Origin of the sequence: Streptomyces katrae (genome assembly GCF_002028425.1) — a bacterium.
Lineage (GTDB): Bacteria > Actinomycetota > Actinomycetes > Streptomycetales > Streptomycetaceae > Streptomyces > Streptomyces katrae_A.
The window spans coordinates 4219906-4231460 of record NZ_CP020042.1 but is presented as its reverse complement, the minus strand read 5'-3'; the positions used below and the strand labels follow the sequence as shown (position 1 = coordinate 4231460).

Below are 11555 nucleotides of genomic sequence, written 5' to 3'. Positions count from 1 at the left end.
GGCGTGCGGGGCGCGCGCTTACTACCCGTCGGTACGGACGGGTTTTCCGAGCAACTCGACCATCGTGCGCAGCCCTTGGGCGAGTTCCGCGCCCGTCGGGGCGCCCTCGGGGTCGGTGAGGACCTGCACCATGACCCCGCTCAGCAGGGCGATGTGCAGGGAGCCCAGGGAGCGGACGTCCTCCTCCGTGACCGCGTCCTCCGGCACCCCGCGCAGGGCCGCGGCGACCATGCGCCGGTTGCGGCGCTGGCCCTCCGCGAGGATCGCGAGGAGTTCCGGCGAGGACTGCGCGTGGACGAAGGCCTCGACGGAGGCGGTCCACAGCCAGCTCATCTCGCCGAAGTCGCGGATCTTGCGGTCCCAGGTGTCGGCGTAACGCTCCTCGGCGGTCTCCCCCTGGCCGGCGAGCCGGCCGGCCCCGGCCGCCCACTCCTCCATGGCGGCGAACAGGGCCTGGTTAAGAAGCACCTCGCGGGAGCCGAAGTGGTAGCCGATCGCGGCCATGCTCACCTGCGCCGCCGAGGCGATGTCGCGCACGGTCGTGCGCAGGTAGCCCTTCTCCTCCAGGCAGCGGCGCGCGCCGGCCAGCAGGTCCTCGCGATTTCCCATGCCGGGATCGTAGCCGGGGCACGGCCGGGGCCCGGGACAGGATTTTGGGCGGTTGCCTTATACGAACGTCTTGCACGCTTGCCCAAACACTGGCAGGCTGAAGCCGTACCCGAGCACCACACCCAGCCACGAACGGGGAGAGCCGAACCATGCGCCACACGCTGGACATCGACGGACGCACGCTGTCGTACCTGGACTTCGGCGGCACCGGCCGCCCGCTGCTCGCCCTGCATGGCGGGATGTCCGAGGCCTACGCCTTCACCGGCCTGGCCGCCGCCCTCGGCGACGCATGGCGGGTCATCGCCCCCGACCAGCGCGGCCACGGCGACTCCGACCGGGCCCCGCACTACCGCCGCGAGGGCTACGTCGCCGACGCCGTCGCCCTCCTCGACCACCTCGGCCTCACCGAGCCGGTCGCCCTCCTCGGCTACTCCCTCGGCGGCCTCAACGCCTACCACCTGGCCGCCGCCCACCCCGACCGGATCGGCCTCCTCATCGGCGTCGACGCCACCGTGGACGTCAACGTCCCCGACGGCCCCAACTGGTTCGACTTCCTGGGCTCGCTCCCCTACACCGCCCCCACCCGCGAGGAACTCCTCGCCTCCGTCGAACCGGCCGCCCTGCCCTTCGTCGCCGACGGCGTACGCCCGCTGCCCGGCGGGGAGGGCTGGCGGCTCGCCTTCCACGGCCAGGACATGCTCGACTCCATCCGCGCCTGCAACGGCGACCACTGGGACACCTGGCTCGCGATCACCTGCCCCACCCTGCTGATCCGCGCCACCCACAGCCAGGCCCTCAGCCAGGCCACCGCCGACGCGATGGTCACCCGCCGCCCCGGCACCGCGTACACCGCCCTCGAAGGGGACCACTTCGCGCCCTTCACCGACCCGGAGGGCTTCCACGCGGCCGTGGCGAAGTACCTGGCCCAGGCCGCCTGAGGGGTAGACGGGCCCGAATGCGCGAGAGGGGCGGCGGGCCTTTCGGCCCGCCGCCCCTCTCGTCCGCTCAGGTGTTACTTGCTCAGGTGTTACTTGACGACCGTGATCCGGTCCGCCGCCGGCGGGGCGATCGGCGTCGCCGCCGTCGACTTCGCCAGGAGGGCGTTGAAGGCCTCCAGGTCCGGCACGCCGACCAGCTTGTTCTTGTGGTCCTTCAGGACGGTGAACCCGTCACCGCCGCCCGCCAGGAACTCGTTCATCACGACCCGGTAGGTCTTCGCCGGGTCGATCGCCGCCCCGTTCAGCTTCACCGAGTCCACGACGATCCGGTCCGCGCCCGACTTCGTCATGTCCAGGGTGTAGGTCAGACCCTTCGAGATCTGCAGGATCTTCGGGTTCGGGCCGTTGACCGGGCCGCTGACCTGCTGCTGGAGCGCGGTGATCAGCTGTGCGCCCGTCAGGTCCACCACGTTCAGCAGGTTGTTGAACGGCTGCACCGTGTACGACTCGCCGTACGTGACGACCCCGTCGCCCTCGTTGCCCGCCGCCTTGTACGCCAGGTCGGCACGGATGCCGCCCGGGTTCATGATGGCCAGCTGCGCCCCGCCCCTGTCGGCCGCGGAGGTCGCGTCCAGCTGGGCGTCGGCGATCAGGTCGCCGAGGGGCTTCTCCGGCGCCTCCGAGCCACGGCCCGCGATGTCGGCGGAGATGTAGCCCATCGGACGGTTGGCGACCGGGTCCGCCAGCTTCTTCCAGCGGCCGATCAGCTCGGTCATGTCCGGGGCCTTCGGCAGGTCCCGGCTGACGACCTTGTTCACCGGCTTCGGCGACTGCACCGGCGTACGGACGATGTCCTTGGTCGCGCGGTCGTACGTCAGCGTGGTGTCCGTGAACAGCCGGCCGTACGAGGCGGCCGAGGTGACCGTGCGCGGGTTGCCCGCCGGGTCCGGGATGTTGCACGAGTACGCCTGGTGGGTGTGGCCCGTCACCAGCGCGTCGACCTTCGGGCTCACGTTCTTCGCGATGTCGACGATCGCACCCGAGATGCCCGCGCCGGCGCCCGGCACGTTGCAGTCGTAGTTGTACGCGCCGCTCGCCGGCAGACCGCCCTCGTGGATCAGCGCCACGATCGACTTCACGCCCTGCTTGTCCAGCTCGGCGGCGTACTTGTTGATCGTCTCGACCTCGTCGCCGAACTTCAGGCCCTTCACGCCGTCGGCCGTGACGACGTCCGGGGTGCCCTCCAGGGTGACGCCGATGAAGCCGATCTTCACGTCCCCCTTCTTCCAGATGAAGGTGGGCGACATCAGCGGACGCTTGGTCTTCTCGTCCGTCACGTTCGCGGCGAGGTACTTGAACTCCGCTCCCGTGTAGGTCTTGCCGTACTCGAAGCAGCCTTCAACCGGGTGGCAGCCGCCGTACTGCATCCGGCGGAGCTCGTTCTTGCCCTCGTCGAACTCATGGTTGCCCACGCTCGTCACGTCGAGCTTCAGCTTGTTCAGGGCCTCGACGGTCGGCTCGTCGTGGAAGAGACCGGACAGCATCGGGCTGCCGCCGATCATGTCGCCGGCCGCGGCCGTGACGGAGTACTCGTGGCCCTTGCGGGCCTCGCGCAGACCGGACGCCAGGTACTCGACGCCGCCCGCGGGTATGGACTTGGTGGTGCCGTCAGCCTGCAGTTCGGCGACCGTGCCCGAGGAACCCTGCGGGGGCTCCAGCGTGCCGTGGAAGTCGTTGAACGACAGCATCTGTACGTCGACGGTCCGGCCCTTGGCGACCGGAACGCCGCCACTCGCGGCACCGGCGGGCAGCGCTGCGGCGATCATCGCACCGGCGCCCGCGGTGAGGGCGAGGGCGCCGAAGGTCAACCGGCGCGCCGTGCGGTGCCGTTGTGGCTTCGCTGACATCTGTTCCCCTTTTTGGACAGCGAGACAACTGGGAGGTGACCCGCAGCCTATGGTCAACGCGCGTAGCGCCAACAGGGGGGTCCGGGTTGCGAGCTGGTTACGCGCGGCTGTCGGGCGGTGTCGGTCGTAGGCTCGGAACATGACTGACGCAGACGCAGCGACGGCCGTCGAGCCGGGACGGCACATCGAGATCCTCGACGAACTGACGGAGGAGCAGGCCGGGGCGGTCCTCGACCTGATCCACGAAGCGGCCCGCACCGACGGCACCACCGCCGTCTCCGAGCAGGGCCGCCTCCAGCTGCGCGGCGGCCCCCGCGAGGGCATCCGCCACTTCCTGGCCACCGCCGAAGGCCGGCTCGTCGCGTACGGGCAACTGGAGGACACCGACCCGGTGGAGGCCCCCGCCGCCGAGCTCGTCGTCCACCCCGCCCTGCGCGGCCGCGGCCACGGCCGCGCCCTGGGCACCGCCCTGCTGGGCGCCTCCGGCAAGCGGATCCGGGTGTGGGCGCACGGCGGCAAGTCCGCCGCCCGGCACCTCGCCCAGGTGCTCGGCCTGACCCTGTTCCGCGAACTCCGCCAGCTGCGCCGCCCCCTGGGCCCGGGCTCGGCCCCGCTGCCCGACCCGACGCTCCCGGCCGGGGTGACCGTCCGCACCTTCGTCCCCGGACAGGACGACGCGGCCTGGCTCGCCGCCAACGCCGCCGCCTTCGCCCACCACCCGGAGCAGGGCTCCCTGACGCAGCGCGACCTCGACGACCGCATGGCGCAGCCGTGGTTCGACCCGAAGGGGTTCTTCCTGGCGGAGCGGGAGGGCGAACTGGTCGGCTTCCACTGGACGAAGGTCCACGCCGAGGAACAGCTCGGCGAGGTCTACGTGGTCGGCGTCCGCCCGGGCGCCCAGGGCGGCGGCCTCGGCAAGGCCCTGACCGCGATCGGCCTCCACCACCTGGCGGCGGCGGGACTGCCGACGGCGATGCTGTACGTCGACGCCGACAACCCGGCGGCACTGGCGGTGTACGAGGGGCTGGGGTTCACGACGCACGAGGTGGACCTGATGTACCGCACGGAGAGCTGAGGGGTCTCGCGGCGGGGGGCCGCCGCGGCTGCGGGTGCTCCCCCGGCTGGGGCCCGCCATCTCCCCCTCGAGGGGTCGGGCCCGGCCGGTGTTTGCCCACCCGCCTCCCCGGGTGCGGGGCGGGGGGTGGGGGGCGGTCTGCCGCCGGGCGGGGGGTGAGCGGCTGACCGGGGCCGGTGGTCATCGGGGTCCCGGCGGGCCGGTCTCAGAGAAGGGCTGGGGGTTTCCCGTCAGTCCCACTGTCCTTCCGGTTCGGGCCGGTCAGTCAAGGGCGCTCCTTCGTCGCGTCGCTTCGCGATCGCCTTCGGCGACCCTTGACAGCCCGCCCCGCCCCGGAAAGACAAGGACTGACGGGAAACCCCCAAAAGGACGGCACGGTCGTACCTGAGGCATCCGGCGGGATCAGGGACCCTTCGGGGGCGGCGGGGGCCGCCCCGCCAAGCGTCCGGGCCGACGAGACAGTGCATCGGGGCCGCGATCCGCGACAGATCGCTACGCGCTCCTGCCGTCCCAGCGTCCGCCGCCCGCCTGTGGCCGCTGCCCGCAGGAAAGGACGAGGAGATCGTCATCCAGGGCCGGGGGGCGCGACAGATCGCTACGCGCTCCTCGAAATTTGGCGTCCGACGACCGTCCTGGGCTGATACCCGCACCAAATGACGACCGGAGGGGCATTCGGGACCGCCGGGCGCGACAGATCGCTACGCGCTGCCCAGGTCTCGGCGACCGGCGGCCGTCTTGGGCTGGTCATAGGCGGGCTGGACGTTGGCGACGGCGGTGGTGAACTCCCGGCCGGACGCGGGTCGAGCAGCTCGGCGTTGGGCTCAGCCGCGTCCTATAGGGCCGTCCTATATTTCGAGGGTGGAGCCCGAGCTGGACGTGTGGGTGCACCCCGAACTGCGGGCGGCTGCGGCGGCCGAGGACTGGGGCGGTCTGTTGAAGGCGTGGCGGAGGTTGACGCGCAGCAGCCAGAGTCGGGTTGGTGCGCTGGTGGGCCTGGCGCAGCCCGATGTCTCCGCCATCGAGAACCGGCCGCGTGCGGTGACCTCGGTCAAAGTGCGGCAGCGGATCATCCACGGGCTCGGCGTGCCCGTGGAACTCCTCGGGGTCCGGCAGGAAGGGATGCCATTGCCCTCGCTCGTGCTGCCTGGGGTGGTGTCGGAGGCCGACGGTGAGCGGCTGGGCCGGGTGAAGGCGGGTGGGCTGCGGCTGGATGTCGCCTCGGTGGATGCGATGGATGCCCTGTTGGCCGCGCACCGCCGGGCCGAGGACACTGTGGGGTCGCGGACCATTGCACCGCTCGTCATCGCCCAGTTCAGGGAGGTGGCAGGGCTCTACGGGCAGGCTCGGGGGGCACTCGCGGACCGGGTGGTGAAGCTGCTCGCCGAGTACGCGCAGTTCCTGGCCTGGGTGGCGCAGGACCAGGACAACGCCCCGGTGGCGCTGGGGTGGTTCGACCGGTCCTATGACTGGGCGCTTGAGTCGGGGTACGGCGATATGGCCGCCACCACCATGAGCATGAAGGCGCATCTGGCGTGGTCGGGGAGTGAGGGGCGGCGTTGTGTGCGGCTGGGTGAGGCCGCTGCGGCGACGGCGGGGGCGAGTGCGGCCACGCGGGCCATGGCCGTGCAGATGGCCGGACGGGGATACGCGCTGGAGGGTGAGCGCGGTGCGGCGTACGCACGGCTGGATGAGGCACAGCGGATCATCGCCGACGCCGTCGACGCGCCGCCTTGGCTGTACTTCTACGGGGAGTCGTGGTTCGCGGCTCAGCGGGGGATGGCCGACCTGCACCTGAGGGACTGGGAGGGGGCTGTCGGGCACCTGACCTCGGGGCTGGCCGGGTTCGCCCCGGCGTTCCGCCGGGACCGGGCCTGGTACGGGGCCTGCCTGGCCCATGCTCATGCGGGCGCGGGGGAGGCCGAAGCCGCCCTGAGCGTGGCACTCGGCGTGATCGGCGACGCCTCGGAGGTCGGCCGCCCGCACGCCTGGGCCGAGCTGCACAGGGTCGGCGGGCTGCTGCTCCGGCGGGGGGCGTGTGAGGGCCGGACGCTGGTGGACGCGCTCGCGGAGCTCGACTGAGGCGAACGGTGGTACCGCGAGGGCCTGCCGTGGGAGTACTGGCCGACGTACGACCGGCTGCTGAGCCGGGCCGCCGCCGAGGTCCAGCGCACCGGAATGTCGGCCTGGGACGCGCCGGCGCACATGGCCGGCAGTGGGGTACTCGTCGGACTGGTCGGCGAGCTGGTGGCTGTCTGGGACGGGGAGCCCGCCTGGGGATACGGAGGCACGGCGGGCGTGGTGGCGTACGCCGAGCGCATGGGAGTCCCCGCCCGGATCTTCTGGCCTGAGGGTGCCAGCCGCTGATATCCGCGCCCGGAGGGCGGGGCTCGGTGATTCGTGACTACTGCCGGACCGGGGTGCCGACGCCGACCCCCAAAGGCTCATCTGGGGCGCTCCCGGAAGCGGGTGCGGAAGGTCAACCGCGGGCCATCATGACCAGCGAAACCGGCACTGTCACCAGCCCGCATACGGCCACGAACCCGCCGATCAAACGCACAAGGCCCTCAGGCGCCGTACGTGCCTTGGCCTGCTGCCCCGGACTGCGCTCCAGTCTGCTCGCTACGAGCTCGCGCATCGCCGCGGCTCCCCTTTTCCTCGCGAACACCCCGCCCATGACGATCGCCAGCAATCCCCAAATCAAGAGGAACAAACCGGGGGCAGGACCACTCTGACCAGCAAGAAGCAGCATGCCCGCATACTTCACCGCCCAGGCCACGGCCGGCAGCCTGAATCAGGACAGGCTGACCGGCCCGGCGGTCAGGGTGCCCCGCCGCCGCGGGTCGGGCGCGGCCCGGGGCAGGGGGGGACACCCACACGGCCGTATGGGTGGGGGTCGGCGGGAATCCTGCCGCAGGCGGAGTCTGGAAGCCATTCGCCATTAACCGGGCATTCAGACACGCTTGCGAGCCTCCCAGCATGCAGCCCCGACTCCGCCTGACCGCGGACACTTCCGACGCGCCTGTCCTCCCCCGTGCGCGGAAGAATGGAGTCATGAGCCACCAGCCCAGCGCAGGCCCCACCGAGGTCCCCGCCCAGCACCCGTCTCACACCTCCGCCGCGGTCTCCTCCGCCTCCAAAACGCGGACCAAGGGAGAGGAAAAGGCACCGGCGAAGTCGCGCCTCGGCTCCATAGCCGTCCACCGCCCCCTCGACCCCGATCTCGACGCCGACCTCGACGCCTACGAGGACAAGGACGACGACGGGCAGCTGCCCGCCGACCGTTTCCTCGACCGCGAACGCAGTTGGCTGGCCTTCAACGAACGCGTCCTCGAGCTGGCCGAGGATCCCACCACCCCGCTCCTCGAACGCGCGAACTTCCTGGCGATCTTCGCCAGCAACCTCGACGAGTTCTTCATGGTCCGCGTCGCCGGCCTCAAGCGCCGCATCGCGACCGGCGTCGCCACCCGCTCGGCCTCCGGCCTCCAGCCCCGCGAGGTCCTCGACCTCATCTGGACCCGCTCCCGCGAGCTCATGGCCCGGCACGCCGCCTGCTACCAGCACGACATCGCCCCCCAGCTCGCCGAGGAGGGCATCCACCTCATCCGGTGGCCCGACCTCACCGAGAAGGAGCAGGCGCGCCTCTTCACCCTGTTCCGCAACCAGATCTTCCCGGTGCTCACCCCGCTGGCCGTGGACCCCGCGCACCCCTTCCCGTACATCTCCGGCCTGTCGCTGAACCTGGCCGTCGTCGTGCGCAACCCCGTCAGCGGGCACCGGCACTTCGCCCGGGTCAAGGTGCCGCCGCTGCTCAGCCGCTTCCTGGAGGCCTCCCCGCAGCGCTACGTCCCGCTGGAGGACGTCATCGCAGCGCACCTGGAGGAGCTGTTCCCCGGCATGGAGGTGCTCGCGCACCACATGTTCCGCGTGACCCGCAACGAGGACCTGGAGGTCGAGGAGGACGACGCCGAGAACCTCCTCCAGGCCCTGGAGAAGGAACTCATGCGGCGCCGCTTCGGCCCGCCCGTGCGCCTGGAGGTCGAGGAGTCCATCGACCCGGGCGTCCTGGACCTCCTCGTCCAGGAGCTGAAGGTCTCCGCCGCCGAGGTGTACCCGCTGCCCGGCCCCCTCGACCTGACGGCCCTCTTCGGGATCTCCTCCCTCGACCGGCCCGAGCTGAAGTACCCCAAGTTCGTCGCCGGCACCCACCGCGACCTCGCCGAGGTGGAATCGGCCTCCGCGCCCGACATCTTCGCCGCGCTGCGCGAGCGCGACGTCCTGCTCCACCACCCGTACGACTCCTTCTCCACGTCCGTACAGGCCTTCCTAGAGCAGGCCGCGGCCGATCCCGACGTCCTCGCGATCAAGCAGACGCTGTACCGCACCTCCGGCGACTCCCCCATCGTCGACGCCCTGATCGACGCCGCCGAGTCCGGCAAGCAGGTCCTCGTCCTCGTCGAGATCAAGGCCCGCTTCGACGAGCAGGCCAACATCAAGTGGGCGCGCAAGCTCGAGGAGTCCGGCTGCCACGTGGTCTACGGCCTCGTCGGCCTCAAGACCCACTGCAAGCTGTCGCTCGTCGTCCGCCAGGAGGGCGAGACCCTGCGCCGCTACAGCCACGTCGGCACGGGCAACTACCACCCCAAGACCGCCCGCCTGTACGAGGACCTCGGCCTGCTCACCGCCGACCCGCAGGTCGGCGCGGACCTCTCCGACCTCTTCAACCGGCTCTCCGGCTACTCCCGGCGCGAGACCTACCGCCGGCTGCTGACCGCCCCCAAGTCCCTGCGCGACGGGCTCATAGCGCGCATCGACAAGGAGGCCGACCACCACCGGTCCGGCCGCCCGGCGTCCGTCCGGCTGAAGATGAACTCGATCGTCGACGAGGCCCTGATCGACGCCCTCTACCGGGCCTCCCAGGTGGGAGTCCCGATCGACATCTGGGTGCGCGGCATCTGCGCCGTACGCCCGGGGGTCCCGGGGCTGTCGGAGAACATACGCGTCCGCTCGATCCTCGGCCGCTTCCTGGAACACTCCCGGGTCTTCGCCTTCGGCAACGGCGGCGAACCCGAGGTGTGGATCGGCAGCGCCGACATGATGCACCGCAACCTCGACCGCCGCATCGAGGCACTGGTCAGGGTCACCGACCCCGGCCACCGCGCGGCACTGGACCGGATGCTGGAGACCGGCATGTCCGACGCCACCTCCTCCTGGCACCTGGGCCCGGACGGCGAATGGACCCGGCACAGCACCGACGCCGAGGGCCAGCCGCTGCGGCACGTACAGGAGATGCTCATAGACGCCCGGAGGCGCCGGCGTGGCTCAGCCAAACCATGACCCGACCGCAGGTGACGTGCTCGGCGTCTACCTGCGTTCCCAGGCCACCGCTTTCCTGCGCGCGCTGCGCCTGCATGACGCAGGCGCGGCGGGCGCGGGGGGCGGCCCCGACGCCGCGGAGGCGGCAGAGGCGGCGCACGGCCTGCGGGGGGCCGCGCGCCGCATCGCCGCCTCCCTGAGCACCTTCCGGGTCGTCACGCAGCCGAGCTGGGCGGACCCGCTGCGCGCCGAGCTGGTCTGGCTGTCCTCCACCCTGGCGGACGAGCACGCGTACGCCGCCCGGCTGTCCCGCCTGATGGAGGCACTGCAACGGCTCTCGGCCTCCCCGGAGGTCCCGGCCCCGCGCGGCAGCGCCGCGGGCGCACTGACCGTCGGCTCGGCGCGCGCGGGCGCCCTGCTGGAACGCCAGCTCACGCTGGCCCGTACCCGGGCCCACTCGGCGACCCTCCAGGCGCTGGGCTCGGCCCGGTTCCACGCGGTGGCGGACGCGGTGGCGGTCCTGGCCTCGGAGGTCCCGCTGGACCCGGTGGCGGCGGGCGGCCGGGTGGACGACGTCCTCACCCCGCTCGCGGCGGTGGCCCGCACCCGCCTGGAGGCGGCGGTCGGAGCCCTCCCCGCCACGGATACCTCCGCCCCGTACTCGGCGCACGCGGACGCCGCCTGGCACGAGGTACGCCGCCTGCTGCGCGTGCACCGCTACGCCCGTGAGGCCCTGGGGGAGGAAGCCCCGCGCCTGGCGGCGGCGAGCGAGGCCCTGAACCAGCACCGCGACGCCGCGGAGGCGGCCACCGCCTCGGCAACGGCCGCCCGCACCCCCCGCATCGCCCCGGCGACGGCCTACGCCCTGGGCGTCCTCCACGCCGACCAACGCCACGCGGTGGAAGCCAGCCGCCTGACCTTCCACACCCTGTGGGAACCGGCGGCGGTCCCGGCGGGGCCGTGAGGCCTGGGGGGTGGGGGGTGGGGGGTGGGGGCGGGGGGGCGGATGGGTGTCTGCCCCCCTCGTCTCCCGGGTGCGGGTGGGCGGGGGGGCAGGGGACTCCGGCGGGGCTGGAGCGACAAGCCGGCCGGGACGGGTGGAGGGCAGGGTCTGCCCCGGGCGGTCTCAGAGAAGCCTTGGGGCTTTCCCGTCAGTCCCACTGTCCTTCCGGCCCGGGCCGCCCTGTCAAGGGCGCTCCTTCGTCGCGTCGCTTCGCGATCGCCTTCGGCGACCCTTGACAGAACAGCCCGAACCGGAAAGACAAGGACTGCCGGGAAACCCCCAAAAGGACGGCACGGTCCATCGATGGACATACGCGGGATCAGCGACCAGGCGGGTAGGTCGGGGGCCGCCTCGCCGGGCATCCGGGCCGACAGGATTGCCATGCGGGGCCGCAATTCGCGACAGATCGCTACGCGCTCCCGCCGTCTCAGCGTCCGCCGCCCGCCTGGGGCCGCTGCCCGCAGGAAAGGCCGACAGAATCGGCATCCGGGACCGGGAGGCGCGACAGATCGCTACGCGCTCCTCAAATTTCGGCGTCCGACGACCGCCCTGGGCTGGTACCCGCACCAAATGACGACCGGAGGGGCATCCGGGACCGCCGGGCGCGTCAAATCGCTACGCGCTGCCGAGATCTCGGCGTCCGGCGGCCGTATTGGGCTGATACCCGCAGCAAAGGGCGATGGCATCGGCATCGGAGTCCGGCAGGGCGC

At 72.0% G+C, this 11555-nt stretch carries 8 protein-coding genes and 1 pseudogene; 6 read left to right on the top strand and 3 right to left on the bottom strand.

What is annotated here, in order from left to right; genetic code table 11:
* Positions 1-21: 21 nt before the first annotated feature.
* Positions 22-609 carry a TetR/AcrR family transcriptional regulator gene (locus tag B4U46_RS19300; protein WP_079428985.1) on the bottom strand — a complete coding sequence of 196 codons (588 nt, stop codon included), beginning with the start codon at positions 607-609 and terminating at the stop codon, positions 22-24.
* Positions 610-758: 149 nt separating this feature from the next.
* Here B4U46_RS19300 and B4U46_RS19295 point away from each other — a divergent pair, with 149 nt between their 5' ends.
* Entirely contained in the window at positions 759-1547 is a 789-nt protein-coding gene (locus B4U46_RS19295) for an alpha/beta fold hydrolase (RefSeq protein WP_079428984.1), read from the top strand.
* An 89-nt stretch (positions 1548-1636) separates the two neighbouring features.
* Here the strand turns inward: B4U46_RS19295 and B4U46_RS19290 are convergent, their stop codons facing one another.
* On the bottom strand, positions 1637-3454 hold the full coding sequence (locus B4U46_RS19290) for a bifunctional metallophosphatase/5'-nucleotidase (protein ID WP_079428983.1): 1818 nt from the start codon (positions 3452-3454) through the stop codon (positions 1637-1639).
* Positions 3455-3593: 139 nt separating this feature from the next.
* On the opposite strand from B4U46_RS19290, the gene mshD reads away from it, so the two are divergent.
* The 3 genes and pseudogenes from mshD to B4U46_RS39130 form a co-directional block, all read left to right on the top strand.
* Positions 3594-4529, top strand: a complete 936-nt coding sequence (gene mshD, locus B4U46_RS19285; RefSeq protein ID WP_079428982.1) for a mycothiol synthase — start codon at positions 3594-3596, stop codon at positions 4527-4529.
* A gap of 858 nt (positions 4530-5387) precedes the next feature.
* Positions 5388-6608, top strand: coding sequence for a helix-turn-helix domain-containing protein (locus B4U46_RS19275; RefSeq protein ID WP_185117212.1), 1221 nt, complete (start codon positions 5388-5390; stop codon positions 6606-6608).
* Positions 6609-6620: 12 nt separating this feature from the next.
* Positions 6621-6893, top strand: a pseudogene (locus B4U46_RS39130) (hypothetical protein); the annotation flags it as partial.
* A gap of 112 nt (positions 6894-7005) precedes the next feature.
* Here B4U46_RS39130 and B4U46_RS19265 read toward each other — a convergent pair.
* A complete protein-coding gene (locus tag B4U46_RS19265) occupies positions 7006-7305 on the bottom strand; it encodes a hypothetical protein (RefSeq protein ID WP_079428980.1) in 300 nt (99 codons plus the stop codon).
* Between the two features lie 275 nt (positions 7306-7580).
* Between B4U46_RS19265 and B4U46_RS19260 the strand changes: the two genes are divergently transcribed.
* A complete protein-coding gene (locus tag B4U46_RS19260) occupies positions 7581-9863 on the top strand; it encodes an RNA degradosome polyphosphate kinase (RefSeq protein WP_079428979.1) in 2283 nt (760 codons plus the stop codon).
* Complete coding sequence (locus B4U46_RS19255) at positions 9844-10806, top strand: CHAD domain-containing protein (protein ID WP_079428978.1); 963 nt, start codon at positions 9844-9846, stop codon at positions 10804-10806. The genes B4U46_RS19260 and B4U46_RS19255 overlap by 20 nt, the downstream gene beginning before the upstream one ends.
* Positions 10807-11555 lie beyond the last annotated feature (749 nt).